This window comes from Chryseobacterium sp. RLHN22 (assembly GCF_051011795.1).
In the GTDB taxonomy this organism is placed as follows: Bacteria; Bacteroidota; Bacteroidia; order Flavobacteriales; family Weeksellaceae; genus Chryseobacterium; species Chryseobacterium zhengzhouense.
On sequence record NZ_JBPCHW010000013.1, the window covers coordinates 40,485 to 65,758 of the forward strand.

Annotated in this window: 25 protein-coding genes; 12 read left to right on the forward strand and 13 right to left on the reverse strand. The window is 34.8% G+C overall.

Annotated elements, in window-relative coordinates; translation table 11 throughout:
- Nucleotides 1-30 precede the first annotated feature (30 nt).
- The 4 genes from ACR1PN_RS13560 (at nucleotide 31) to ACR1PN_RS13575 (ending at nucleotide 3,000) form a co-directional block, all read left to right on the forward strand.
- Nucleotides 31-588, forward strand: coding sequence for a YdeI/OmpD-associated family protein (locus tag ACR1PN_RS13560; RefSeq protein WP_433980471.1), 558 nt, complete (start codon nucleotides 31-33; stop codon nucleotides 586-588).
- 359 nt (nucleotides 589-947) lie between these two features.
- Nucleotides 948-1,511, forward strand: coding sequence for a DUF4256 domain-containing protein (locus ACR1PN_RS13565; protein WP_433980472.1), 564 nt, complete (start codon nucleotides 948-950; stop codon nucleotides 1,509-1,511).
- A 33-nt stretch (nucleotides 1,512-1,544) separates the two neighbouring features.
- The gene (locus tag ACR1PN_RS13570) at nucleotides 1,545-2,531 is read left to right on the forward strand and encodes a tetratricopeptide repeat protein (RefSeq protein ID WP_433980473.1); all 987 of its coding nucleotides are present in this window, start codon (nucleotides 1,545-1,547) and stop codon (nucleotides 2,529-2,531) included.
- Nucleotides 2,532-2,613: 82 nt separating this feature from the next.
- Nucleotides 2,614-3,000, forward strand: a complete 387-nt coding sequence (locus tag ACR1PN_RS13575; RefSeq protein ID WP_433980474.1) for an immunity 22 family protein — start codon at nucleotides 2,614-2,616, stop codon at nucleotides 2,998-3,000.
- Nucleotides 3,001-3,002: 2 nt separating this feature from the next.
- Here ACR1PN_RS13575 and ACR1PN_RS13580 read toward each other — a convergent pair whose 3' ends face one another.
- The gene (locus tag ACR1PN_RS13580; RefSeq protein WP_433980475.1) at nucleotides 3,003-3,977 is read right to left on the reverse strand and encodes a hypothetical protein; all 975 of its coding nucleotides are present in this window, start codon (nucleotides 3,975-3,977) and stop codon (nucleotides 3,003-3,005) included.
- A gap of 13 nt (nucleotides 3,978-3,990) precedes the next feature.
- Nucleotides 3,991-6,858 carry a DNA polymerase I gene (gene polA / locus ACR1PN_RS13585; protein ID WP_433980476.1) on the reverse strand — a complete coding sequence of 956 codons (2,868 nt, stop codon included), beginning with the start codon at nucleotides 6,856-6,858 and terminating at the stop codon, nucleotides 3,991-3,993.
- A gap of 607 nt (nucleotides 6,859-7,465) precedes the next feature.
- On the opposite strand from polA, the gene ACR1PN_RS13590 reads away from it, so the two are divergent.
- Entirely contained in the window at nucleotides 7,466-8,308 is an 843-nt protein-coding gene (locus ACR1PN_RS13590) for a prephenate dehydrogenase (protein WP_433980477.1), read from the forward strand.
- Between the two features lie 2 nt (nucleotides 8,309-8,310).
- Here ACR1PN_RS13590 and ACR1PN_RS13595 read toward each other — a convergent pair whose 3' ends face one another.
- On the reverse strand, nucleotides 8,311-8,985 hold the full coding sequence (locus tag ACR1PN_RS13595; RefSeq protein WP_433980478.1) for a hypothetical protein: 675 nt from the start codon (nucleotides 8,983-8,985) through the stop codon (nucleotides 8,311-8,313).
- Nucleotides 8,986-9,150: 165 nt separating this feature from the next.
- Between ACR1PN_RS13595 and ACR1PN_RS13600 the strand changes: the two genes are divergently transcribed.
- Genes ACR1PN_RS13600 through ACR1PN_RS13610 form a run of 3 tightly spaced genes read left to right on the forward strand, consistent with a single transcriptional unit; the run spans nucleotide 9,151 to nucleotide 11,653 of the window.
- Nucleotides 9,151-9,417 carry a DUF2089 family protein gene (locus ACR1PN_RS13600; protein WP_065720434.1) on the forward strand — a complete coding sequence of 89 codons (267 nt, stop codon included), beginning with the start codon at nucleotides 9,151-9,153 and terminating at the stop codon, nucleotides 9,415-9,417.
- 6 nt (nucleotides 9,418-9,423) lie between these two features.
- Nucleotides 9,424-9,993 (forward strand): YIP1 family protein, encoded by a 570-nt coding sequence (locus ACR1PN_RS13605; RefSeq protein ID WP_433980479.1) that lies wholly within the window; start codon nucleotides 9,424-9,426, stop codon nucleotides 9,991-9,993.
- Nucleotides 9,994-10,009: 16 nt separating this feature from the next.
- Nucleotides 10,010-11,653 carry a serine hydrolase domain-containing protein gene (locus ACR1PN_RS13610; RefSeq protein WP_433980480.1) on the forward strand — a complete coding sequence of 548 codons (1,644 nt, stop codon included), beginning with the start codon at nucleotides 10,010-10,012 and terminating at the stop codon, nucleotides 11,651-11,653.
- 119 nt (nucleotides 11,654-11,772) lie between these two features.
- On the opposite strand, the gene ACR1PN_RS13615 is transcribed toward ACR1PN_RS13610, so the two are convergent.
- From ACR1PN_RS13615 to ACR1PN_RS13645, 7 genes are all read right to left on the reverse strand, one after another.
- The gene (locus tag ACR1PN_RS13615) at nucleotides 11,773-13,191 is read right to left on the reverse strand and encodes an L-serine ammonia-lyase (RefSeq protein WP_433980481.1); all 1,419 of its coding nucleotides are present in this window, start codon (nucleotides 13,189-13,191) and stop codon (nucleotides 11,773-11,775) included.
- A gap of 239 nt (nucleotides 13,192-13,430) precedes the next feature.
- Entirely contained in the window at nucleotides 13,431-14,777 is a 1,347-nt protein-coding gene (locus ACR1PN_RS13620) for an ammonium transporter (RefSeq protein ID WP_433980482.1), read from the reverse strand.
- 98 nt (nucleotides 14,778-14,875) lie between these two features.
- Complete coding sequence (locus tag ACR1PN_RS13625; protein ID WP_433980483.1) at nucleotides 14,876-15,517, reverse strand: alpha/beta hydrolase; 642 nt, start codon at nucleotides 15,515-15,517, stop codon at nucleotides 14,876-14,878.
- Between the two features lie 82 nt (nucleotides 15,518-15,599).
- On the reverse strand, nucleotides 15,600-16,211 hold the full coding sequence (locus tag ACR1PN_RS13630) for a YceI family protein (RefSeq protein WP_378174205.1): 612 nt from the start codon (nucleotides 16,209-16,211) through the stop codon (nucleotides 15,600-15,602).
- Nucleotides 16,212-16,289: 78 nt separating this feature from the next.
- Nucleotides 16,290-16,856 (reverse strand): YceI family protein, encoded by a 567-nt coding sequence (locus ACR1PN_RS13635; protein WP_433980484.1) that lies wholly within the window; start codon nucleotides 16,854-16,856, stop codon nucleotides 16,290-16,292.
- A gap of 139 nt (nucleotides 16,857-16,995) precedes the next feature.
- Complete coding sequence (locus tag ACR1PN_RS13640; protein ID WP_433980485.1) at nucleotides 16,996-18,045, reverse strand: glucokinase; 1,050 nt, start codon at nucleotides 18,043-18,045, stop codon at nucleotides 16,996-16,998.
- 113 nt (nucleotides 18,046-18,158) lie between these two features.
- On the reverse strand, nucleotides 18,159-18,731 hold the full coding sequence (locus ACR1PN_RS13645; RefSeq protein WP_378174215.1) for a hypothetical protein: 573 nt from the start codon (nucleotides 18,729-18,731) through the stop codon (nucleotides 18,159-18,161).
- 241 nt (nucleotides 18,732-18,972) lie between these two features.
- Between ACR1PN_RS13645 and ACR1PN_RS13650 the strand changes: the two genes are divergently transcribed.
- The 3 genes from ACR1PN_RS13650 to ACR1PN_RS13660 all read left to right on the forward strand — a co-directional run bounded on the left by ACR1PN_RS13650 (nucleotide 18,973) and on the right by ACR1PN_RS13660 (nucleotide 21,632).
- Complete coding sequence (locus ACR1PN_RS13650) at nucleotides 18,973-20,349, forward strand: DUF1800 domain-containing protein (protein ID WP_433980486.1); 1,377 nt, start codon at nucleotides 18,973-18,975, stop codon at nucleotides 20,347-20,349.
- Nucleotides 20,350-20,445: 96 nt separating this feature from the next.
- Nucleotides 20,446-20,679, forward strand: a complete 234-nt coding sequence (locus tag ACR1PN_RS13655; RefSeq protein WP_433980487.1) for a hypothetical protein — start codon at nucleotides 20,446-20,448, stop codon at nucleotides 20,677-20,679.
- Nucleotides 20,676-21,632, forward strand: coding sequence for a DUF1501 domain-containing protein (locus tag ACR1PN_RS13660; RefSeq protein WP_433980488.1), 957 nt, complete (start codon nucleotides 20,676-20,678; stop codon nucleotides 21,630-21,632). The genes ACR1PN_RS13655 and ACR1PN_RS13660 overlap by 4 nt, the downstream gene beginning before the upstream one ends.
- Before the next feature lie 34 nt (nucleotides 21,633-21,666).
- Here ACR1PN_RS13660 and ACR1PN_RS13665 read toward each other — a convergent pair whose 3' ends face one another.
- From ACR1PN_RS13665 to ACR1PN_RS13675, 3 genes are all read right to left on the reverse strand, one after another.
- Nucleotides 21,667-21,810 carry a hypothetical protein gene (locus ACR1PN_RS13665; RefSeq protein ID WP_378174226.1) on the reverse strand — a complete coding sequence of 48 codons (144 nt, stop codon included), beginning with the start codon at nucleotides 21,808-21,810 and terminating at the stop codon, nucleotides 21,667-21,669.
- 46 nt (nucleotides 21,811-21,856) lie between these two features.
- On the reverse strand, nucleotides 21,857-22,876 hold the full coding sequence (locus ACR1PN_RS13670) for a helix-turn-helix transcriptional regulator (protein WP_433980489.1): 1,020 nt from the start codon (nucleotides 22,874-22,876) through the stop codon (nucleotides 21,857-21,859).
- Between the two features lie 219 nt (nucleotides 22,877-23,095).
- Nucleotides 23,096-23,428 carry a HopJ type III effector protein gene (locus ACR1PN_RS13675; RefSeq protein WP_433980490.1) on the reverse strand — a complete coding sequence of 111 codons (333 nt, stop codon included), beginning with the start codon at nucleotides 23,426-23,428 and terminating at the stop codon, nucleotides 23,096-23,098.
- 411 nt (nucleotides 23,429-23,839) lie between these two features.
- Here ACR1PN_RS13675 and ACR1PN_RS13680 point away from each other — a divergent pair, with 411 nt between their 5' ends.
- Entirely contained in the window at nucleotides 23,840-25,222 is a 1,383-nt protein-coding gene (locus ACR1PN_RS13680) for an RtcB family protein (protein WP_433980491.1), read from the forward strand.
- Nucleotides 25,223-25,274: the final 52 nt, after the last annotated feature.

The window sequence follows — 25,274 nt, forward strand, 5'->3', positions numbered from 1 at the left end:
ATTTGAATAGTTAGCTTAGTTCAAAATTTAATGGAACCAACATTTTTTCCAACCCCTCAAGATTTCAGAAACTGGCTTGAAAAAAATCATCAAACCGAAAGAGAATTACTGGTGGGTTTTTATAAAGTCAAATCAAAAAGACCATCGATGAGCTGGTCTGAATCTGTAGATCAGGCTTTGTGTTTTGGCTGGATAGACGGTGTAAGAAAATCAATTGATGAAGAAAGTTATTCCATCCGTTTTACACCACGGAAAAAAGACAGCATCTGGAGTGTGGTGAATATCAAAAAAATTGAAGAACTTACCAAAGCCAAACTGATGCAGAAAGCAGGTTTGGAAGTTTTTAAACTCAGAAAAGAAGATAAGTCCGGAATTTATTCTCATGAAAAAGAACCTGCTCAACTCAAACCCGATTATGAAAAGCAATTTAAAGCAAACACAAAAGCTTGGGACTATTTTGAAAAACAGGCCCCATCTTATAAAAAAGTAATGATTCACTGGATCATGAGTGCAAAACAGGAAAAAACACAGCTTTCACGTCTTGAAAAAACGATTAATGAGAGTGCAAAGGAGAATCGAGTCCTGTAAATATTTGCTCCCGCTGATTTTGCTGATGAAGCAGATTTTCATGAACATTCATTTTTTTTAATCAACAGTCACTTTGTCATTCCGCAGGAATCTAAACTGCTATATTTTATTTGTTGAGATTCCTACGGAATGACAAACAGACCGTTACAGACTTATTACAATTTACAGATATTCATTATTGTTCAATACAATCTAATCAATTGTCATTTTGACGTATAATTCCACTAATCCGTCGCTGTATTCTTTCTGTACTCTCGTCATAAATTCTAATTCATTAAAATATTTCACTTACAACAAATTGTCAGTGATGATGAATCGGAATTTTTAATTAATTTTAAAACTCATTCAACTCAAAGAAAATGACAGCAAAAAAACAGATTTCCGCAGAAGAAAGCACGGAACTTTTAAAGACATTGAGAAAACGTTTTGAAAAAAACAAGGGTCGTCATGACAGGATGGACTGGTCAAAAATTGAAGCCAGGCTGAACTCAAATGCTGAAAAACTGTGGTCCCTTCATGAAATGGAAATCTCCGGCGGCGAACCCGATGTTGTAGATTACGATGAAAAAACTGATGAATATCTATTCTTCGACTGCGCTGCGGAAACTCCGAAAGGAAGAAGAAGTTTCTGCTATGACCGCGAAGCACTGGATTCCCGAAAAGAACACAAGCCACAGAATGATATCATTACTGTTGCCAAAGAAATGGGTGTGGAAGTTCTTTCTGAAGAACAGTACCGCTATCTGCAAACTTTAGGAGAATTTGATTTAAAAACATCAAGCTGGATAAAAACCCCGAAAGAAATCCGGGAATTGGGTGGTGCCCTTTTCTGCGACCGCAGATATAATACGGTTTTTGTCTATCACAATGGCGCAAATTCTTATTATGCGGCAAGGGCCTTTAGGGGAGTTTTGAAGGTTTAATTAAATTTAAAATCAACAATACTAATACATACCATGAAAATAAAAATTTGCTTTTTTATATTCTTTTTATCATTTTCAATTACTATATATTCTCAAAATAAAACACTTACTGGTAAATGGATTTTAGACAGAATACAATTCTCAAATGGAAGTAATTTAGAAATTAATAATCCAGAATACTCAACAAAAATAATATATCAAATAGAGCCAAATTCATTAAAAATTATTGATCAAAAATTTGATGCAAGTTTCACTGCAAATCAAATTAAAACTCAATTTCGAACTATAAATTACATTTTAAAAAATAATTATTTAATTATTCAAGAGGAAAAAGACAAGAAAGTTTATTACTTTCTAAAAGCTGAAGAATTCGTAAAAAAATATCCTGATTTTTCACTAAAAAAAACAATTAGAAATAATGATACAATATATATTGCAAATAATTTGTCAGATTTTAATTTTGATAATGATTTAAGCTTTCATGAATATATAAGTCAAAATATGAGTCAAAAAGATAGACCTTCAAAATCTTTTGAAAATTTATATTTTAAGGTTGAGTTTATATTAACAAAGAACAATAAAATAAAAGACATTGAAATCATTAATTCAATAGATAACGTTTACGATAATGATTATATATCATCTTTAAAAAAATCAGAGAAGTTTTTAAGAAATATTTCTGATAAAGATTTACTAATTACAAATGAAGTACATCATGTTAAATGGAAAAATGATTTAACGAATTCCGACGAGAAAAAACTTTATAAGTTAAGGGCGAAAGGTCTAGAATATTACTATTCAAATAAGTTTGAAAAAGCCATTGAAAACTTTTCTCAAATAGAAAATCTGAAAATTAAAGACAACAAATTTAAAGGGTTTATCAAAGAGTCAAGAATAAAATTAGGTATTTCTTATTTAGCAACTGGAAAAAATGAAGATGCCTGCAATATCTTTTATAAAGTAGGTGACAAAACAACTTTTGAAGTTAGAAATTTTCTGATTGATTTCTGTTCAAAATAAAGTTAAATGTAAAGTTACAGTTTTTAACATTTTTTTGAATACAAAAACTATTATCATACCTTTGGGCTTTGAATAAATTACTATGGACAGACAGGTTTTAGATTTTTGGGTAGGAAATTTCAGAACAGAAGAAGATTTTTTTCAATTTGTAGAAGAGGATGAGAACTATTATCTGACAGAAGATGATGATGATAATTTCGTTTCTAAATTCGCTGAATCTCAGGACACCATTTGGTTTGATCAGGACTTAATGGAATATGGTTTTGAACAAAGCATTCAACATTTTTCTGAGTATTCTTTTGCAGAACAGTGGCTTCCGGTTTTATTCAACAGACTGAATGAGATGAATCTTAAATTCGATATCAACTCGCTGATTTTCGTAAGCCAGGGACAAATCCCAAAACCAAAATCTGTAGAAACGGATGATTTTTCTCTGACTTATGTGGGCGGAATTGAGTTTGAATATTAGGATTATCTTTTAGGTTCATAAAAATAAGGAGGTCTTACTCCCATTGGATAAACTACAAACCTACCTTTGTTTGAAAAATAGCTTATAAATCTGCTTTCCTTCTCTTCTCTGTTAGCATAAAAAATGACCTCAACCGACTTAATCTTCGGAGAGTTTTCCTCAATTTTTCCGATTTCGTAATATTCGAATATAAAAGGATTATCATTGGGATAATCGTAATAGGTGATCTCTCTCTTATTAAAATCGATGTAGGCATTTTGCTCCGAATCGACAAACATTTTCTGGTTTTCAAGATAATTCTGAATATCAGCATTGTTTTTAAAAGAGATAAAATCGGCCTCAGGATCGGCAAATAGAATATCATTTACCGTATCAATAGCCAAAGCCAATAGTGTTAGTTTATTATTCTCTAATCGAAAATAAAAATCGTAGGTTTTACGCTGATCTCTTGTAATTCCTGTTGCCCGATAATTGCATAACGTTTCAAGCTTTTTGTTGTCTTTAAAAAATGAATCCGGATGAGAACTGTATGAGTTATCAAAATCTTTCAGAGAAAAATTTCCATTGTTTTTATCTACGAAAAAAACGGTATCTGAAAACTTAAAATCTCCAATGTACTTAGGCGATTCTGAAAATTTCACCTCTTCAAAAACGGCATCTTCCAGCCAGTCAATTTCATTTTCGAGACTTGATTTCAAACTTATAATTGGATACGGCCCATCATGATAGTACATCACCATACCCAATTTCGGGTCTACATACTGATCTATTGCTCTGACCTTCTGAGAATTAAAGTCTTTTACAAATTTTGAAAAAACCGATATAGAATCTGTACTCGATTTTACAGAATCATGTGATTTTGAAGTCACAATAATTTGCTTTTCCTGCGCTTGTTTATCTGAATTAAAATAAAAGGCCACAAAAAGTATTGCTGCGACAAACAAAAAAACCAGAAAATATATCGATTTAATTTTCATATTAAGGCATTTCTTAATGCGCTTCCAGCCAGTTGTTCCCTACTCCAACCTCAACCAGTAGCGGAACCTGTGTTTCAATCGCAGATTCCATTTCTTTTTTGATAAGATTTGTAGCAATTTCGACCTCTTCCACCGGAGCTTCAAACAGTAATTCGTCATGCACCTGAAGCAACATTTTTGTCTGAAGATTCTGCGCTTCCAGTTCTTTATCAATTTTAATCATTGCCATCTTTACAACATCGGCGGCACTTCCCTGCACCGGAGCATTCACGGCGTTTCTTTCAGCATGCCCCCTTACTACAAAATTGCCTGAATTAATATCTTTTAAATGACGTTTTCTGCCTAAAATAGTTTCTACATAACCCAATTCGCGGGCTTTGGCAACCTGTTCTGCCATATAGGCTTTCAGTTTTGGATATGTTTCAAAATAGGCTTCGATCATCTGTTTTGCCTCCGTTCTTGAGAGTCCGGTTTGTTCAGCCAAAGCAAAAGCACCCTGCCCGTAAATGATTCCGAAGTTTACTGTTTTTGCCTGACTTCTCTGCGTTTTTGAAACCTCTTCCAACGGAATTTTAAATAATTTCGCCGCGGTAGAAGCATGAATATCTTCACCATCCTGAAAAGCCTTAATCATATTATCTTCCCCGGAAATTTCGGCAATTAGGCGTAATTCGATCTGAGAATAATCGGCAGAAATAATTTTCTTTCCTTCTCCCGAAACAAATGCTCCACGAATTTGCTGTCCTCTCAACGTACGGATCGGAATATTCTGCAAATTCGGATTTACACTTGCCAAACGACCTGTTGCAGCCGTGGTCTGAGAGAAATTGGTATGAACACGGTTATCGTCCTTATCAATCTGTGATGGCAACGCATCAACATAAGTCGATTTTAATTTCTGATACGTTCTGTATTCTAAAATATGCTGAATAATTTCGTGTTTTGAAGCCAATTTCTGCAAAACATCTTCGGAAGTTGCATACTGTCCGGTTTTTGTTTTTTTCGCTTTCGGGTCGAGCTGCATTTTTTCAAACAGAATATCTCCCAACTGTCTCGGGGAATTCATATTAAATTCTTCGCCCGAAATTTCAAATATTTTGGATTCTAATTGTCTTAAATCATTCTCAAGATCAATACTTTCCTGAGCCAGCCATTTTTCATCTAAAGAAATTCCGGCAAGCTCCATTTTAGCCAAAACTTCCATCAATGGCATTTCAATATTAAAGAAAAGATCTTCGAGATTTTCTTTTTTCAATTGTGGTGCAAATAATTCATACAACTGGAAAGTAACGTCCGCATCTTCTGCTGCATAATCAGTCTGTGTTCTCAAATCAGCATCCCTGAAATTACCCTGTTTTTTTCCTTTTTTACCAATAATGGTTTCAATGGAAACGGGTTTGTAACCTAAATAAACTTCCGAGAGATAATCCATACCGTGTCTTCCGTCAGGATTTAAAAGGTAATGCGCAATCATTGTATCGAACATCGCTCCTTTTACCGTAACATTATATTGCTGAAGAACTTTATAGTCGTATTTTAAATTGTGAGCGATCTTAATCAAATCTTTCTTCTCGAAAAACGGTCTGAAAATTTCTAAAGTCTGCAAAACTTCTCCCTTATCTTCAGAAAGCGGAACATAGTAGGCTAAACCTTTTTTGTAAGAGAAACTCATTCCGACCAATTCGGCTTCCATCTCATTTAAAGAAGTCGTTTCCGTATCAAAACAAACCGCTTGTTGCTTTAATAAATTCTGAACCAATATTTTCTGCGCTTTCGGGTTGTCTACAAACTGATATAAATGATCGTTTTCAGCAATTGTAGACTTTGTGGAGGTTGCCTGGTCGAGTTCTTCATAGCTTGCAAATAAATCAAGCTGGCCAACATTTTTAGCCACTCTTTGTTGCGGCGTTTCTGTAATCTGCGCATCAACTTCGGTAACCGTCACTCCATCCTGAGAGACTACCGTAGTCTTTACGGAAATTGTTTCTGTTGGAGCAAAAGCTCGGTAAAGATTCTCATACAGTCTTCTGAATTCTATTTCGTCGAAAACTTCTTTTACTTTTTCAAAATCCGGTGTTTCAAGGTCATATTGTTCCTGATGGAATTCGATGGGAGCGTCGCAAATAATCGTGGCTAATTTTTTAGATAAAATCCCGCGCTCAGCAGATGCTTCTACTTTTTCCTTTAATTTACCTTTAAGTTGATCTGTATTGGCTAAAAGATTTTCAATGCTACCGAATTCTTTAAGAAATTTCATCGCTGTTTTTTCTCCTACTCCATCCAACCCGGGAATATTATCAACTGCATCACCCATCATAGCTAAGAAATCGATCACTTGTTTCGGATCTTCGATTTCGTATTTAGCTTTTACTTCTTCAACGCCCAAAATCTCGATATCTCCACCTTTTAATCCGGGTTTATAAATCTTAATTTTATCGGTAACCAGCTGAGCAAAATCTTTATCAGGTGTTACCATAAAAGTCGTGTAACCTTCTTTCTCGGCTTTACATGCAATCGTTCCGATCACATCATCTGCTTCGTAACCTTCTACACCCAAATGTGGAATATGCATCGCCTGCAAAATCCTGTGAATATATGGAATGGCTGTAGTAATAGCTTCAGGAGTTTCACTTCGGTTGGCTTTGTACTCAGTATAGTCAGTCGTTCTCACACTTGCCTGTCCGACATCAAAAACTACCGCTAAGTGTGTCGGTCTTTCTCTTCTGATCAGTTCAATCAAAGAGTTGGTAAAACCAAAGATTGCCGATGTATCTATTCCCGTACTGGTAATTCTCGGACTTCTGATCAATGCATAATATCCTCTGAAAATCATCGCATAAGCATCGATGAGAAAAAGCCTTTTATCTTGTGTTGCCTCCATATTTTGAATAATGAACAAATATATGAAAATAGGAATATTTTCTTTCGGGATTTTTATGCTAAATTTAGATTCTTAAAACCATTAAGAAAATTAAAATAATAAGATTTTTAAGAATCAATAAAATTAATTTAATTGCTTTGGAATGACTTACTTTGTTGAATTTTAATTAATATAACCTGAATTTGAATTAAGTAAGTTAGATTAAATTCATTAAACGCAATGTGCACAAGGTTTTTAAATTTTCTTGCTACAAACCTATCGTTCGCAAGGGCATTTCATTCAGCAAATGATAGCAAAAGCCATAGCTGAGTGAAACGCCCTTGCGAACAAAAATAATAAGAAACTTATTTTATATTGCCTAGCGAACTATAGCGTTAAAAAATACCTCATTGTATTTTGAATGTTTAGTTTATCCCAAACTGAGGTTAAATTACCATTCAATAATTTATAATATTTTCAAAAAAAATTCTTACATTCGCTTTGTGATTACAAACAAAACATATTATTACGGAATTTTTAACTCAGATCTGGGATAAGGATTTCTTGTATATATAAATCAAACCTCGTCCTTGGACGGGGTTTTTTTATTTTTAAAATTTTAATTGATATGAACATTAGTATTATTGGTGTAGGATTAATCGGCGGATCGATTGCATTAAAATTAAAACAGAAAAACGTAGCAGATTTCATTTATGGAATCGACAGTAATATTGAAAATCTCACCGAAGCTTTAGCTTTAAATATCATCAACGAAAAAACAGATTTAGAAAACGGAATTAAAAATTCAGATTTAATTATTATTGCGATACCTGTAGATTCTACAAGAAAAATTTTACCCAAAATTTTGGATTTAGTTTCTGATAAACAAATCGTAATGGATGTTGGCTCTACCAAATCCGGAATTGTAAATTCTGTAAAAGACCATCCTAAAAGAGCAAGATTTGTGGCTTTCCATCCGATGTGGGGAACGGAAAATCACGGTCCGAAATCTGCTGTTGCCGAAAGTTTCTCAGGAAAAGCGGGTGTTATCTGCAACCGTGAAGAATCTGCTCAAGACGCTCTTCATACTGTAGAAAATATCGTCAAAAACCTTGAAATGCATCCGATTTATATGAATGCAGAAGACCATGACATTCATACTGCATATATTTCACATATTTCGCATATCACTTCGTATGCTTTAGCCAATACTGTTTTGGAAAAGGAAAAAGAAGAAGATACGATTTTTCAGTTGGCAAGTTCTGGATTCTCGAGCACGGTTCGTCTGGCGAAATCCCATCCTGAAATGTGGGTTCCTATTTTTAAACAAAACAAAGAAAATGTTCTTGATGTTTTAAACGAGCATATTTCCCAGCTTCGAAAATTTAAGTCTGCTTTAGAGAAAGACAATTTTGAATATCTGGAAGAGCTGATTACCAATGCCAACAGAATCCGGGGAATTTTAAAATAAATTTAAAATTTCATCATGAATCCTACTCCATTCTTATTATTGAAGACGTAATATGTAGGGATAAATTTTCTCGAATCGGCATTTTTATAAGTTTCAATGGCATTTTTCATTTGAGAATGTCCCATCAGTTTCATTACTACTCCCGCTCCGGCTCCGACCAAACCTATAATCAACGGAACCGGAGAACCTTTTGGTTCTTCTCCGTAAGAATATGTTTTGTTGGCAGAAGAAAGATTAGAAAGTCCACCTGCCACGAAACAGGCAGCACCCCCTACAACAAAAGCTGTTCCGACGTTATTTAAAGTACGGCCTCTTTTGTATTCTAAATTATTTGCATGAAGAAGATAAGTTTTAATATCTTTTTTGGAGGTGAGTTTTACATTTTGAGGTTCTTCTTTAATACTTTTAACAGCCGCATCATTTTTTGTAGAAGTAACTACCGCTGTAACATCAGCTTCCTCAATGCTTTTCAATGAATTATCATAAAGAAATTCCTCCTGATTTGTCTGAGCATTGATATAAATCACTTTTCCTTTTTCATATTTCAGATTTTTGTATTCAATTTTCTGATCTGTTTGGGTGGTAAGCGTTCCTTTTGAAGAGCTCAAAGGAATATTGATCTGGGAATAAACAGCCAATGACAGGAATACAAAAGACAATGTAATTATTTTCTTCATGATAAAAGTTTTGCGCAAAAATATAGATTTTCTTAAGGTTAACAAATATTTATCTAACAATTGTGAATATTTTCAGGATACAGTTTTAAGTAACAATAATTTAACTTTATTAAAATATTTTTTAATTTTATTAAAATTAATATTACATTTGTAAAAAAAAACTTAATGAAACTTCCTATAATTTGTCCCAGTTGCGACCATACGCTCAACGTAAGTCAGATGAAATGCCCAGATTGCGGAACCAACGTAAATGGTGATTACGAACTTCCCGTATTTCTGAAACTCAACAGAGATGAGCAGGATTTTATCCTCAATTTCTTTCTTTCCAGCGGAAGTATTAAAGAAATGGCGAAACAGGCAGAACTTTCTTATCCTACGATGAGAAATAAAATGGATGACCTCATTCAGAAAATCGATCAATTAAAAAAATAATAAGGCATGAACTGGAAAACTCTATTTAATCCCTTTTTGAAGTTTGACGAGAAAAAACTTTTAATTGCAGGAATTCTCTTTTTCATACTCAACATTTTTGCTTCTTATTATACTGATAGTATTAATGACAGTATTTTTCACTATTCAGGTCTTGAAGAAAATCAGACCATCTGGGAAGTTGTAAAAACAAACAGCTTAAGCTACCTTCTGGCCATTGCTGTCATTTTTATTCTGGGGAAAATCCTCAACAGCAAAACCAGATTTATAGATATTCTGAATACTGTTCTTATTTCCCAGATCCCACTAATAATCATAATTCTTGTCAATGAACTACCATTTTATAAAAAAGCATTAGAAAATCATTCTGAAAATATAGGAACCCCGGAAAAAATTCTTTTTTGGGATATGGCTGTACTAACTTTCGTAGGATTTATTTCTTTAAGTATTTTGATCTATAGTATTGTACTTTATTACAACGGCTTTAAAACTGCAACCAACATTAAAAAATGGCAACACATTGTATTGTTTGCGCTTATATCATTTCTAACAACAATTGTAAGCCAGATTATATTTTAATCTAAATTTTAAACTCATGAAAATCAAACTATTATTCGTGCTGGTTCTATTAGCACAGACTTTTTACGCTCAAGAAATTACAGGCTCATGGAAAGGAGAACTCGATTTAGGCGGAGTAACCCTCCCATTGATTCTGAACGTCAGCAAAGAAAACAACAAATACATTTCAACAGCACAAAGTCCAAAACAGGGGAATGAAATCATACCTGTAGATAAAACTGAATTCGTCAATAATGAATTGGTTTTTGAGATGAAAAACCTTGACGCTTCATACAAAGGCCAATTTAAAACCGATCATTTTGAAGGTATTTTTACTCAAAGATCAAAGCCCTTCCCATTAAACCTTTATAAAAATGACGAAAAAGAAAAACCGAAGTCAAAAAATGTTGTAATCACAAAAGATCTAGGAAAAACAGCAGTTAATACTGCAAAAATCGATGACTTTTTAAATTATATTGCTAAAAATAAACAGGGAATCGGAAGTGTAGCGATTTTTAAGGACGGAAAAGAAGTTTATCAGAAAAACTTCGGTCAGGAACAGTTATCTGACATAAAATGGGATTCAGGCACAGGTTACCAGATCGGTTCTATCAGCAAACTGATAACCGCTGTAATGCTGATGCAGCTGGAAGAAAAAGGAAAAATAAACCTTAACGATAAACTTTCAAAATACTATTCTGACATCCCGAACGCCAATAAGATTACGATAAAACAACTGATGAACCACACAAGTGGGCTAGGAGATTATGTGGGTGGATGGCTGCTTGGAAAACCCGTTGGCGACAAAGCGATTATGGATACCATAAAAAAACACGGAATTGAATTTCAGCCCGGAGAAAAAGTAAGATATTCAAATTCTGGATTTTATCTTTTGAGCAGAATTCTGGAAAAAGTAGCGAAAAAACCATACAACATTTTGCTGAAAGAAAACATTACCGATAAAGCCAACATGAAAAACACATTTTCAGTTCTGGATAATCCGGAAAATATTTTTAAATCTTACGAAAATACAGCCGGAAAATGGGTTGAAGCAACCGATTTCGACTTTCACAACTGTATCGGTCTGGGCGACATCACCTCTACAACACAGGATATGAATCTGTTTATTAATGCCCTATTCAATTATAAATTTGTAAAAAAAGAAACTCTTGAAAGAATGCTTCCGAAAGATGGCGAAAGTTTTGGACTAGGCATGATGAAAGTTCCTTTTTATAACAAAATTTCGTACGGACACGGTGGAGATACCCGAGGGACGCATTCACTGGTTTCTTACAGTCCCGCCGAAAAATACTCTGTCGCAATGGTTGTAAATGGTGAAAAATTATCTCACAGCAAATTATTCTTAGGAATTGTAAGCATTATATATGACCACGAATACGAATATCCAAAATTTACTGAGCAGAAAAACCTTTCAGCAAATGAACTAAAGAAATATGAAGGAAATTATTATTCTGAAGACATCAAATTAGACTTTAAAATCTTCATCAATGAAGGAAATCTTTTCGCTCAATTAACCGGTCAGCCATCATTTCCTCTGGAATTTGCTGAAGGTAATACATTCAAATATGAGAATGCAGGTGTAGAAATTGTTTTTTCACCGGAAAAGAAACAACTGAGCCTTCTTCAAAACGGAAATACACTGATTTTTAATAAGAAATAAATCAGCACAAAAAAAAGATACGCACGTTTCAGTGGAAACATCCGTATCTTTTAACCAAAACGTACGCACCATTTAATCAAAAGATGCGTACGTTTTTATGATATATACTTAAATTTATCTTAACACTCCGGAACATTCACCGCAATTGCCAACCCACCTTCTGAAGTTTCTTTGAATCTGTCGTTCATCGATAAAGCAGTTTCCCACATGGTCTGAATCACCTCATCCAAAGTTACCTTTGCTTTTGCAGGATCACTTTCTAAAGCAATATTTGCCGCCGTTATTGCTTTTATAGCACCCATCGTATTTCTTTCGATGCAAGGAATCTGCACTAATCCCTTTATAGGATCACACGTTAAGCCTAAATGATGTTCCATTGCAATTTCAGCAGCCATCAAAACCTGCCCAACACTTCCACCCAAAATTTCCGTTAAACCAGCTGCAGCCATTGCTGAAGAAACTCCTACTTCAGCCTGACAACCACCCATTGCCGCAGAAATAGTAGCATTTTTCTTAAATAAAGTTCCGATTTCTCCTGCCACTAAAATAAATCTTGCGATATCATCCTCGCTGGTTGCATCTGTAAAAGCCTGAGAATACATCAAGACAGCAGGAATCACACCACTCGCTCCATTGGTAGGAGCAGTAATGATCCTTCCGAAGCTTGCATTTTCTTCATTCACCGCCAACGCAAAACATGAAATCCACTTATTAATATTAGTGAAATTTTCTTCAGCATCAACCACCAATTTGAACCACTCTTCTTTATTTTTATAGATTTTATCACCCAAAAGTTTTCTGTTGATTCCTGCAGCACGGCGGGTAACATTCAGTCCACCCGGAAGAACCCCTTCTTTATTGACTCCTTTATAAATACATTCTTTTATCTGCTCCCAAATGTAAAGTGCCTCTTTCCTAGTTTCCTCCTGCGTTCTCCAGCTCTCTTCATTCATTAAAATTAAATCTGAAATTTTATTTAAATTTAATTTTTCACAATATTTTAAAATATCGGAACCATGATGACACGGGTACAAAGTACGCACGCAATGCTTATCAATCGACTTTTTCTCCTGACTCATGATAAAACCTCCCCCCACGGAATAAAAATCCTGAACAAGCTCCGTTCCGTCTTCAAAAATAGCTTTAAAAATCATTCCGTTCGGATGATAAGCCAAAGTTTCAGACATATTCAGAACCAAATGATGTCCGTAAACAAAAGGTATTTCTTTTTCTCCACCAAGATTAATGATTTGAGTTTCTTTAATTCGATCAACAATCTCGTCAATCTTTGTGGTATCAATCGTTTTAAAATCTTCACCATTTAAACCCAGCATTCCGGCAATATCGGTTCCGTGACCGATCCCCGTTTTAGCCAGAGAGCCGAAGAATTCAAGAAAAACTTCTTTTACTTCTGCCACGGACCTTTCGCGATTCAGAATCCTGATAAACGCAGATGCCGCATTCCACGGTCCCATTGTATGGGAACTCGAAGGTCCTATTCCTACCTTAATGATCTCAAATACAGATATTGACTCCATTTATATTTTCCATTTTCAAGAAAAACAAATATACACGGAAATTATCTTAGAATGAAAGGAAATAATTTATCATAATCATTGTGATTTTTTGATCCGCTCCGTAGGAGCGGCAGCTTTGTAGAAAAACAATTACAAACGAACATTGCGCTCCGTAGGAGCGCAACATTAGGTATTGCCTAATCTAAAACAAATATTCTTTTATTAAAGATTAAAAAATCTGCTAAATCTGCTAGAAGAAATCACCATTTCAAACTTTCCCCATGCTGAGAAACATCAAGACCTATTTCTTCAGAGTCTTCTTTTACTCTCAATGTGATAATCCTATCTGTAATTTTATATAAAAGCATAGAACCGAAAAAGGTAAAGCAAGAAACCAAAATCAGCGCAGTCATGTGATGTGTAAAAACACCAAATCCACCGTGTAGAAGACTCGCATTTTCACCATGAGCAAAGATGGCGGTAAGAATCATTCCCATAATACCTCCTACTCCATGACAGGCAAAAACATCCAACGTATCATCTATCTTTTTTAGGGCATTCCAGTTGACCATGATATTAGAAACAATCGCCGAAATAAATCCGATAAAAATACTTTCCTGAATCGAAACAAAACCGCAACCCGGTGTAATGGCAACCAAGCCGACAACCGCACCAATACATGCTCCCAAAGCAGAAACCTTTCGCCCGTTTATCCGGTCAAAGAAAATCCAGGTCATCATTGCAGAAGCCGAAGCAATCGTTGTTGTCCCAAAAGCAATTGCAGCCGCTGCATTAGCACTTAAAGCTGAACCAGCGTTAAAACCAAACCATCCGAACCAAAGCATTCCCGTTCCCAGAATCACATACGGAATATTAGACGGTTCATGATGCGGATTCTTTCTACGTCCTAAAACAATTGCACCCGCCAAAGCTGCAAATCCGCCACTCATATGAACGACCGTTCCTCCTGCAAAATCTTTAACGCCAAAAAACTTATTTAAAAGTCCTTCAGGATGCCAAACCATGTGACAAAGCGGTGTATAAATGAACAGACTGAAAAGAACCATGAAAACCAGATAGGAAATAAAACGAACTCTTTCCGCAAAAGAACCGGTAATCAAGGCAGGAGTAATCACTGCAAATTTCATCTGAAATAAAGCAAACAAAACAAAAGGAATTGTAGATGCCATCGCTTTATGCGGATAAACACTTACATGATTAAAAAATGGATAAGTGAAAGGATTTCCGATAATTCCATAATGAGTTCCATCGATTTCAAAACCGATAGATTCGCCGAAAGAAAGAGAAAAACCAACGACAATCCACAAAATTGAAATCACTCCCAAAGCGATAAAACTCTGAAGCATTGTAGAAATTACATTTTTCTTGCCAACCATTCCACCATAAAAGAATGACAAACCTGGTGTCATCAGCAAGACTAAACCCGCTGCTGCAAGAATCCAGGCTACATCCGAGCCTACAATTTCTTTTTCACTCAGGAAGTTTCCGGTATTGGGAATATCAACATCAGGTCTAAAGAATAATCCCCCAATTGCGACGATGCAAATAATGACAAACGAAACCTTCCATTTTAAGCCAACTTTCATAAATTTTATTTTTAACCCCATCAAAATTAAAAATAAATTTCATAAAAACACTATTTTACAAAATCAACCCCCTAAAATTTATAAGTATTTTAAAAAAATTAAATAAAAATCTTATTCAAAAGCAATGAAACTTCTTTATGCTTAGTTGCCGGAAAAAGATGCGTTCCACCTTTTATGATATAATCAGGTTTTGAATTTTTAAGCGGAAAAACAATATCACGATCGCCCATAATCTGAATGATGTTATTTTTCTGCTCAAATTTCCACTCCGAAATACGTTGAATAGACCACTTTAGATAATATGGGTCAGTCACTCTGAAATATTGATTGACTTTAGGATTCTTGGGATCAAAAAACTTCCTAAACACCGAATAGGTCTCAAGCGTTTTTAGATTGAAAAAGTTCACAGGTATATATTTGGGAATTTTAGTAATCTCCCCCATTTTTATCAGTCGGGATTTTTCTTTATCTGATTTAATGCTTCCCAGGATCACAACTTTTTCTGCAGGCTTCAACATATTAATTTCCTGAACCATAATTCCGCCAAAAGAATATCCTAAAAGGTAAAAAGATTCAGAATCATCGATTTTTTCAGCCATTCTTGTCACATACGAACTGAAGGATTCATCATTTTCAGGAATCAGCCAGTCAATAAAAACCACTTCATGCTCTTTTGGAAACTGCAAACGTTCCAAAACTTTAAAATCAGCTCCAAGACCACTTACTACATATATTTTCACTTGCTTCTGTTTTTTTAAGCTAAAATAAAAAAAGGACTGCTTAATTAAAAGCAGCCCTTGTGTTTTTATAAGAATTTTAACCTTATAAAGGTCTTTCGTTATCAACTTTTTGAGTAGAAAGCTTAAACTGAATATCCATTTCGTCTTTGATAAAATAATCTTTCAGAGAATTCTGGTAGAAAATCTTGAAATCTTTTCTGTTCAAAGAAAATTTCGAAGATTCGATCTCTACTGTAAATTGAGTAATATGTGCATTCGCCGGGAAAGAAATTGTTTTTCTGATTCCTTTAATTGTTACATCTCCAACAATTGTAGAATTGTACTCACTGTTTGCCAAAGGAATAATCTTCTTTAAGTGAAATTTCGCTGTCGGGAATTTTTTCACTTCAAAAAAGTTTGTTCCTTTTAATTCGTTTGTCAATTTTACCTGATCATCACCCGATAGATCTGCCACGACAAGGCTTCTCATATCAATAACAAATTCACCATCTACCAAGACCGTTTTGTCGAAAGTGAATTTACCGCTTTTTAGCTTTAAGCTTCCGTAATGAGAAGTAGGCTTTGTTTTTACCACCTTATGTCCCCACCATTTTATCTCGGATGTTATCACTTTTGAAATCTTATCTCCTTTCTTCTGAGCAAAAACAAATGATATGCTTGCACACATCATAACAAACAATAGTAATCTTTTCATTATTTTTTATTTACAATTCAACAAAAATAAAAAAAAGTGTAGAACTTCTACACTTTTAACAATATTTTTTTGAATAAATTATTTAGCACTTACCTTTACGGTCATATCAATCTCATCTTTCACAAAAACATCTTTCATGGAAGACTTGTAAGCAACATCAAATTTTTGTCTGTCCCAAGAGAATTTATTAGATTCTAAATTAACTATTCCGTTAGCATACGAAACTTTTGCAGGGAAAGAAATTGCACTTGTTTTTCCTTTTACGGTAAGATTTCCGGTTACAAGTTTGTTGTAAACTTTGTCACTGTTTTTCTTTACCGATGTGATTTTGAAATTGGCTGTAGGAAATTTTTCAACTTCGAAAAAATCTCCGTTTTTAAGGTGACCATTCAATTTCCCTTGATATTCACCAGAAAGATCGGTTGCGTTGATTGAAGTCATGTCTAAAACGAAATCTCCTCCTACAAGCTCATTCCCTTTCATAATCATATTTCCTGACTTTACTTTTACTGTTCCGTCGTGAGAACTCGACTCAGTTTTTGCAACTTTATAACCCCACCAGTGAACATCAGAACTGGTAACTTTTTTTGATTGTCCGAAAGCCAATCCGCCCGCTAAAACTGCTAATAAGAATATTTTTTTCATTGTAAATTTTTAATTGTTTATTACGCTGCAAATGTAATTATCTTATTTAACAATTCGTCTTGATGTACATCAATAAACATTATGATTTATATGAATAAAATCAGTCATAAAAAAACTCCGAATTACTCGGAGTTTTGCGTTATTCTGTAAAATAAGCAGTATAAAGTGCTGCTCCATTGATACTTGTACTGTCTGTATTGACCAGAAGAATAGGAATATTTTTCAACATATCTTCCATCTTATCACTGATCTTAAATTTCTCATAGAACTTATCTTTATTGATATATTCTCTGATAATCTGTGGAATATCTCCTGCAATTAACAAACCTCCCGTTGCTTTAAGCTTTAAAGTAAGATTGTTTGCTTCTCTCGCCAAAAACTCAAGGAACGTATCTAAAGCAATTTTGCAGATCAGTACATCCTCATCCATGGCTGCTTTATAAATTTCTTCCGTGAAGTTTCCGTTTGCCAAACGCTCTGAAAGCCATTCCGGTTCAGGATGTCTTTTCACATCCCTCAGGAATCTGTAAATATTAAACAAACCTGTTTTTGAAAGAACATTTTCCCAGCTTACAATACCATAGATGTTATTTAAAAACTGATAAAACTCTACCTCAACATTCGTTCTTGGTGAAAATTCTGAGTGACCGCCTTCTGTTGCAAAAGGTCTTAAATATTTTCCGTCAAAGAAATATCCTGCTTCTCCCAAACCATTTCCTGGTGCAAGAATCGCAACATTCCCTTTTTCGCGATGATCACTTGAGTAGATCGTATCAAGTTCGGCATCATCCAAAAGACCAATTCCGTAAGCAGCTGCTTCCTGATCATTGAGCATATAAACTTTATCAAATCCGAATTTGCTCTGATATTCGTTTACATCCAAATGCCAGTTTAAACGGGCAGGATTACTTTTTCCGTCTAAAACAGGTCCCGGAACGGAGATTCCTAGTCTCTGAACATTTTCCAGCTGAGACTGTTCAATAAACTGTGAAAGAACATCTGCAAAAGAGGCATAATCTTTTGTGGAATAATTATTTTGAAATTTAAGTTCTATCCGCGAGTTCCCCGAGGTATAGTATGCAATGGTTGTAATATCTTCTCTTAAATTAGCCCCGATAATCGAAACATTATCATTATTAGCATTTTTTACTCCCGGTAAATAGAGAGGAAATTTTGGATTCAAGTTCATAATCGCAAATTTTATCAAATATAATAATTGTTTTGGTATTTTTTGTATGGTAACAAAAAACCTTTTCAAAAACTCGAAAAGGTTTGTATAATAAGTAATTATATTTTACATCATTATTTTCCTAAGGCAATATTGTAAGAAAATCCTACGCCAATACTTCCCACATTATAGTCCTGAGAAGCCGGTGCGGCAATATCTCCATTACTTCCTGCGAAAACTTTCTGGTATTGTACAAAGAAATTCCAGTACTGATTGTGGTATCCGATCTCTGGTTTTAAATAGAAACCTCCACTTGGCCTGTCAACTGCAGAATTGGATGCAACTTTATCATCTCCCACTAAAAAACCGTATCCCAAATCGGCTCCGAAATAAAATCCTGTCTGCTTAGGATAAACTCTGAAAAGTGCCGCTACAGGGACTACTCCTACATCGTTGTTATTATATCCGTTATTATCTTTTCCGAAATAGTGAGTATAACCAGTTGCGATACCTAATCCAAAACCTGGTGTGATTAAATTCTGATATGCTACATCTACTCCAACTGCTGCTGATAAATTATCTGCAGGAACAGCCAATCCGGCTGTAGCTCCTACTTTAATCATGTTATTCATCGAAGCATCCTGGGCACTTACTAAACCTGCTGTCAAAAATCCAGCTGCTAATAGGGTTTGTTTAAACATTTTCATAACTCTGATTTTTATAAATTTTACTGGTTTGCAAGATGTAAAAATCATGCCAAAATAAAATAATTCACCCTTCAAAAAAGACTACAAACATCATTAACAAATGATTTTCAATAAATTAAATACTACAAAAAAATTAATTATTTATTTATATTATTTTGACTCTGATATAATAATTAAGTGTTAAATTGAGTTGATATATTTAACCTATCAACATTAGCAAAGTCTAAAAATAAAGTCTGCTATGGTTACACCACCACTTTCACAAAATAAGCATTTGCCTTCCCGAGCCGGTTTCGGGATAAGTATTTCTCAGATAGAAGATCTGAAGAATAAAAAAAGTAAGAATGCTGTTTCAGATCTTTTTAAAGAATATCCTTTCATAGAGATTACTTACGACACCCCTGATTTAGTTCAGATTGAATATACCGATCCGAAAGCAACGGCAGATCAAAAAAGAGAAGCGCAGAAAATCACCCAGAAACAGAATGTAGAGCTTAATCTGAATTTTCTTAATCAAATGACGAAAAGTGAAGATCAATTGAGAGAGAAAATGGCTTTCTTCTGGCACGGACATTTTGCAACGCGAGTGAATAATCCAAAATTCAACCGACAATTATTAAATGTCATTCGAAGAAATGCGTTGGGAAATTTTAAAGAACTTTTGTTTGAAGTCAGTAAATCTCCGGCAATGCTTCAGTTTCTGAATAATCAGCAAAATAAAAAGGATCATCCAAATGAAAATTTTGCCCGTGAAGTGATGGAACTTTTTACCATGGGAAGAGGAAATTACACAGAAACCGACATTAAAGAACTCGCAAGAGCTTTTACGGGATGGGGTTATAACAAAGAGGGAGAATTTATCGACAGACCAAAACAACATGACACCGGAACAAAAACTTTTCTTGGAAAAACAGGAAATTTTAATGGAGATGATGTTTTAAATATTATTCTTGAACAAAAAGCAACCGCAAGATTCATTACCACAAAGATTTACAAATTTTTTGTAAACGAAAATCCTGATCAAAGCAATATTAATAAGCTGAGTGAGGAATTTTATGCTTCCCATTATGATATTAAAAAATTGATGGAAAGTATCTTTTTAAGTTCATGGTTTTACGATAAAAAAAATATCGGTAATAAAATAAAATCCCCTACAGAACTCATTGCAGGAATGATAAGAATTCTTCCGATGGAAATTAAAAATCCTGAAAACATTACAGTATATCAGAAACTATTGGGACAAATGCTTTTGTTTCCGCCGAATGTTGCAGGTTGGCCAAGCGGAAAATCGTGGATTGACAGTTCAACTCTGATGCTGAGACTTCAGATTCCTCAAATCTGGTCAGGTTTAAGACCGATGGAATATTCCGCAAAAGAAGATGACGACATTGATATGGGAATGAAATCCAGAGAAGCATTAATTAAAGCTTTTAAAAGCCCCAACATTACGATTGACTGGCTTGCTGTGGAAAAAGCTTTTAAAAATAAAAGACCTGAAGATTATCTCATCCAAAATACAGAATTGATTGATATGAAAACAGTCAGTCAGTTTTCTGACCAAAGTTTGAAAATGAATATTATCAATCTGATGTCGACACCGGAATATCAGTTGATGTAGTTGTTAGGTCGCAGGTTGCAGATTTTAGCTAATAGTTAAAATATACCGCATCAACTACAACCTACAACCTACTATCTATAACCCAAATCTAATCTCATGATTATAAAAAGAAGAGAATTTTTAAAGATAAGTTCATTGGCAACCGCTTCGCTACTGATGCCGAGCTTTTTGAAATCAATGACTTTGGATAATGCATTGAATCCGAATCAAAAAATATTAATTGTTCTGCAGTTTACGGGCGGAAATAACGGTTTGAATACGATTATTCCTACAAAAAATGATATTTATTTTAAAGAAACAATATTGCCATCAAAGATTCTTTACAATTGAATGATGAAACGGGAATCAATCCTGCCCTCTCCTATTTTAAAGAGCTTTTTGATGGTGGAGAACTTTCGATTTTAAATAATGTGGGTTATCCGAATCCCGACAAATCACACTTCCGAAGCATGGATATTTGGCATTCAGCAAGCAAAAGCGACGAATATCTCGAAACGGGCTGGCTCGGAAGATTTTTGGATGAAGAATGTTACAAGTGCGAACATCCGACTCAGGCTCTGGAAGTAGACGATATGCTGAGTTTGGCTTTAAAAGGAGAAAATAACAAGGCTTTTGCCTTTAAAGACCCTAAAAAACTATATCAAACCAGTCAGGAAAAATATTTCAAGTCGTTGTACAACCACGATCATCATCATGATGACGAGACGGTTTCTTATTTATATCAAACTTTAGGTTCCACCATTAATAATGCCGATTATATTTTTGAAAAAAGTAAAGCAAAGAAGACAACGCAGGAATACCCCAATTCAAAGCTGGGAAAAGATTTTAAAACCGTTTCTTCATTAATAAAATCAGACATTAATACACAAGTTTATTATCTTTCGATTGGAAGTTTTGATACCCACGTTAATCAAAATGAAAGACAGGAAAAACTTTTTGGAGAGATCAATGAAGCCGTAAAATCTTTTGTTGCCGATATGAAAAGTAACGGACTTTTTAATGATATTTTATTGATGACCTTCTCAGAATTCGGACGAAGAGTTGCCCAAAATGCAAGTAATGGAACCGACCATGGAACGGCAAATCAAATGTTTTTTATCAGCGGAGGTTTAAAAAAGAAAGGCATCCTTAATGCTCTTCCCGATTTGCAAAAGCTCAACGACGGAGATTTAATTTACACTGAAGATTTCAGAAAAGTCTATGCAACAATTCTCAAAAACTGGCTCAATGCAGATTCTTCAAAGGTTTTGGGCTGGAAAAATGGTGTTTATGATTTTATATAAAGAAAAAACCTTCCCAATCGGAAGGTTGATGTTTTTAATGGGGAGAAGGAATCGGCTTATTAGCGTCCTTCTCGTCTTTGCTTTTATTATCAATTTTCTCTGTTACCTTTTTAATAACGTATTCAATAACGATGGGCACTACAAGAGCAACGACAGCTTTTAATATTCTGGATTTCATACTATTTTATTTTTGATGAATAATTACAATTTCCAAGCCACAATTTTTAATCCTCATCCTCAATAATTAAATTCTCATAATTCTTCTTAGCGGCAGCGAACTTTTCCTGCAATCTCATCCTAAGTTTTTTAGGTTTGTAAACCGTTAAACATTCTCCAAAACCTAAAAGAAGTCGCTCCAATTCATAATTAAGCTGCACACAGATTTTAAAAACAGTTCCTTCATTATTCTCACTTACAATCTCCTGACTTGCGTGAAAAGGCTTTGTTTTAACATAAGGCGCATTGGAAGAATCAACAAAAAACACAACATTTCTCGGAGCCATAGTCGGAGAAACCGTAACACCAACGATATCTTTAAAATATTCGTCGCCATCAAGATTTTTATCGACATATTCAATATTTTCTTCGATTTGAATATTCTCCATTCTATCCAAAGCCAGATTATATACATATTGTTTATTTGAACAAATCAAAAACCAACGGTTATTAAACTCTTTCAACAATTGCGGATGCACCACATAAGAATCAGATTCTCTCGCCTTAAAGCTTTTATAAGTGATATTTAAAACTTTTTTATTTAAAATCGCATCATACAAAACGTCAATATGTTCCAAACCTTTCAGCTGTTCATTTTTATCTAAATGAATAATCGATTTCTGACTAGTCGAATGAATAGAATCCTCCAATTTTTGAATTACTCCATTCATTTCCTTAAACATCGAAAAATCCTTGAATTGTTTTAAAATCTGAACGGCATTGTTCATCGCTTTCAGATCACTTTCATTGACCGAAATATTATGAATACTGTAATCCGGATCACTGTATCGGTAATATTTCCTTTCGTATACCTCAATCGGTGCTTCATATCCGAATTTTTCACTTCGCATATTCTGTAAATCCAGCTGTACGGTACGTTTGCTCACAAAAGATTCTTTTCCTTCAAACTCAAACAACGCTTCGGAACATTCATCAATCAAATCTTCTAAAGTGTATTTTCGGTATTTATTTTTCAGGCATTTATCCAATGTTTTGTATCGGATGAGAGCGTTTTTATTTGATGACATAAAGTGATTAGGGTTAAGGCTAAATTAAGGACAAAACAAATTTTGAAGCGAGAAAATTTCCCTCCTCTGGAGGGGGGGGGGGGCGAAAAATCTTTGATTTTTGACGAGATAGTTAAAAAGTTACCATTTTCATGACCTCTTCCTTACCAAGGAAGCACTCATCAATCTCTTTTATTTTTTTTGAGATTGCTTCGTCACTTCGTTCCTCGCAATGACAATTTACTTTCTCGTCAAAGCTTTTCCTTCAAAAGAAATCCCATCCCAGCCAAATTCCATAAAGTTTCTGATATTCTGATGATCCGTTCCTTCTGGGTTTTTCAAGACATCTTCTCTGTAAAATTCTCCAAAAAGATTCAGGGTTTCCTCTTTAGATAAATCATTTAACTGAGCAAAACTGAAAACCTTACACGAACCATTGTTCTGATTTTCTTCATTTACCGTATTTCCGTTCGTGAATTTTGTTGGTGTGAAATCATAATGCTCATCAATAAATGCAATCACATCTTTAAACTGAATTTCCTCCGATGATTTTTCTAATTGTTCAAATAACATGTTTTAAATTTTTTCAAAAATAATTAAAATAAATTAATCTACGCAAAAACATTGCACACTTTAGTTCTTACTTTGCATCAACAAAATGACCTTGTAGCTTAAAAGGAAAAGCCTGCGGAAAAATTACGTATTCGTAGAGTTTGAGGATATTCCGGTTAGACCTGCGCGGACTAATGGGTAGAGTTTACAGAAGCACCGAAACTTCTTAGGGAAAAAGTAGGGAAGCGTATTTACAGCCTCAATGCCAATCTGGAATGTGAGTTCGAATCTCATCAAGGTTACAAAATGAATAACTTCGACTCTTCGCAGCCCGACTTGAACGGAGCTCTTTTTGAGTAACGAAGTGAAGCAAAAAAGCGGGAGTGGAAGGCGGTTAACAGAGCCCAAATAAAAATAAAAATAAAAATAAAAATGAATACAATGAACGGAAACGATTTAATTGCTTTAGGATATAGACCAGCGAAATGGTTTGCTGAAGCTTTGGAACATATCAACGAAAATAGTTTAGATGAAAATCAAATCACAGCATATTTAGAGCAATTCAAACAACCGGAACTGATTCCGCTTCATGAAACAGCGAAAGATTTTGTCATCAACATCAGAGCCGAACATGAAAGCGAAAATGATAATGTGGAAAAAGTAATCAACACCATGAAAGTTCTGATGAAAACACCGACTTTGGTTGCCGGAGCGATTATGCCCGATGCCTGTCCGACAGGTCCTGCGGGTCAGATTCCGGTTGGTGGAGTTGTAGTGGCAAAAAATGCGATTCATCCGGGATTCCATAGCGCAGATATCTGTTGTTCGGTAATGTTGACGGATTTTGGAAAGGCTGATCCTAAAGAAGTTTTGGATGCAGCTCATTCCATTACGCATTTCGGATACGGAGGGAGACCGAGAGGTGAGCAAATGGAGATGTCTCAGGAATTGATGGATGCTTTCAGAGCGAATGATTTCCTGAATGATGAAAAATTAATAAGCATCGCCCGTTCTCATATGGGAACGCAGGGTGATGGAAACCATTTCCTATTTGTCGGAATTTCTAAGAATACCGGAAATACTATGTTGGTGACGCATCACGGTTCAAGAGCGCCCGGAGCAGCATTGTATGATAAAGGAATGAAGGTTGCGAATCAATTCAGAATAGAAAATTCTCCTGAAACATTGAGAGAAAATGCCTGGATTCCGTATGATTCCGAAGAAGGAAAATCATATTGGAAAGCGCTGCAATTGATAAGAACATGGACAAAAGAAAACCATATTTCTATTCATGATGCGACCTTACATAAGTTAGGAATCGAGAAAGAAGATCGATATTGGAACGAACATAATTTCGTTTTCAAAGACGGAGATTTGTTTTACCATGCAAAAGGAGCAACACCTTTGGATGATAAATTTATGCCGGATATTACGGGACCAAGATTGATTCCTTTGAATATGTCAGAACCTGTTTTGATTGTGAAAGGAACCACCAACGAAAGAAATTTAGGTTTTGCGCCACACGGAGCGGGAAGAAATTTCAGCAGAAGTCAGCATAAAAAATCTTTGGCTCATAAAACGATTGAAGAAGTGTTTGAAGAAGAAACCAAAGGGCTTGACGTTCGTTTCTTCACCAATGAAATTGATATTTCAGAACTTCCGACCGCTTATAAAAGTGCTAAAAACGTAAGAGCACAGATTGAAGAATACGGACTTTGCGAGGTTCTGGATGAAGTGATGCCTTACGGATGTATTATGGCGGGGGATGTGCAGAAAAATGCGCCGTGGAAGAAAAAGAAGAAGTTTAGAAAATAGTGAGAAGATTACGGGTTGCCGTAATCTTTTTTTATTGACTTAAATTATTTTT

Coding starts and splice junctions, on each gene's coding strand:
- ACR1PN_RS13675 (WP_433980490.1), bottom strand. CDS start 23,428: ATGTTATTTGAACAATTAGAAAAATCATCGGAGGAAATTCAGTTTAAA.
- ACR1PN_RS13645 (WP_378174215.1), bottom strand. CDS start 18,731: ATGAAAATGTTTAAACAAACCCTATTAGCAGCTGGATTTTTGACAGCA.
- ACR1PN_RS13575 (WP_433980474.1), top strand. CDS start 2,614: ATGGACAGACAGGTTTTAGATTTTTGGGTAGGAAATTTCAGAACAGAA.
- ACR1PN_RS13570 (WP_433980473.1), top strand. CDS start 1,545: ATGAAAATAAAAATTTGCTTTTTTATATTCTTTTTATCATTTTCAATT.
- ACR1PN_RS13670 (WP_433980489.1), bottom strand. CDS start 22,876: ATGTCATCAAATAAAAACGCTCTCATCCGATACAAAACATTGGATAAA.
- ACR1PN_RS13580 (WP_433980475.1), bottom strand. CDS start 3,977: ATGAAAATTAAATCGATATATTTTCTGGTTTTTTTGTTTGTCGCAGCA.
- ACR1PN_RS13640 (WP_433980485.1), bottom strand. CDS start 18,045: ATGAACTTGAATCCAAAATTTCCTCTCTATTTACCGGGAGTAAAAAAT.
- ACR1PN_RS13610 (WP_433980480.1), top strand. CDS start 10,010: ATGAAAATCAAACTATTATTCGTGCTGGTTCTATTAGCACAGACTTTT.
- ACR1PN_RS13635 (WP_433980484.1), bottom strand. CDS start 16,856: ATGAAAAAAATATTCTTATTAGCAGTTTTAGCGGGCGGATTGGCTTTC.
- ACR1PN_RS13565 (WP_433980472.1), top strand. CDS start 948: ATGACAGCAAAAAAACAGATTTCCGCAGAAGAAAGCACGGAACTTTTA.
- polA (WP_433980476.1), bottom strand. CDS start 6,858: ATGGAGGCAACACAAGATAAAAGGCTTTTTCTCATCGATGCTTATGCG.
- ACR1PN_RS13630 (WP_378174205.1), bottom strand. CDS start 16,211: ATGAAAAGATTACTATTGTTTGTTATGATGTGTGCAAGCATATCATTT.
- ACR1PN_RS13595 (WP_433980478.1), bottom strand. CDS start 8,985: ATGAAGAAAATAATTACATTGTCTTTTGTATTCCTGTCATTGGCTGTT.
- ACR1PN_RS13680 (WP_433980491.1), top strand. CDS start 23,840: ATGAATACAATGAACGGAAACGATTTAATTGCTTTAGGATATAGACCA.
- ACR1PN_RS13650 (WP_433980486.1), top strand. CDS start 18,973: ATGGTTACACCACCACTTTCACAAAATAAGCATTTGCCTTCCCGAGCC.
- ACR1PN_RS13665 (WP_378174226.1), bottom strand. CDS start 21,810: ATGAAATCCAGAATATTAAAAGCTGTCGTTGCTCTTGTAGTGCCCATC.
- ACR1PN_RS13560 (WP_433980471.1), top strand. CDS start 31: ATGGAACCAACATTTTTTCCAACCCCTCAAGATTTCAGAAACTGGCTT.
- ACR1PN_RS13615 (WP_433980481.1), bottom strand. CDS start 13,191: ATGGAGTCAATATCTGTATTTGAGATCATTAAGGTAGGAATAGGACCT.
- ACR1PN_RS13655 (WP_433980487.1), top strand. CDS start 20,446: ATGATTATAAAAAGAAGAGAATTTTTAAAGATAAGTTCATTGGCAACC.
- ACR1PN_RS13620 (WP_433980482.1), bottom strand. CDS start 14,777: ATGAAAGTTGGCTTAAAATGGAAGGTTTCGTTTGTCATTATTTGCATC.
- ACR1PN_RS13600 (WP_065720434.1), top strand. CDS start 9,151: ATGAAACTTCCTATAATTTGTCCCAGTTGCGACCATACGCTCAACGTA.
- ACR1PN_RS13590 (WP_433980477.1), top strand. CDS start 7,466: ATGAACATTAGTATTATTGGTGTAGGATTAATCGGCGGATCGATTGCA.
- ACR1PN_RS13605 (WP_433980479.1), top strand. CDS start 9,424: ATGAACTGGAAAACTCTATTTAATCCCTTTTTGAAGTTTGACGAGAAA.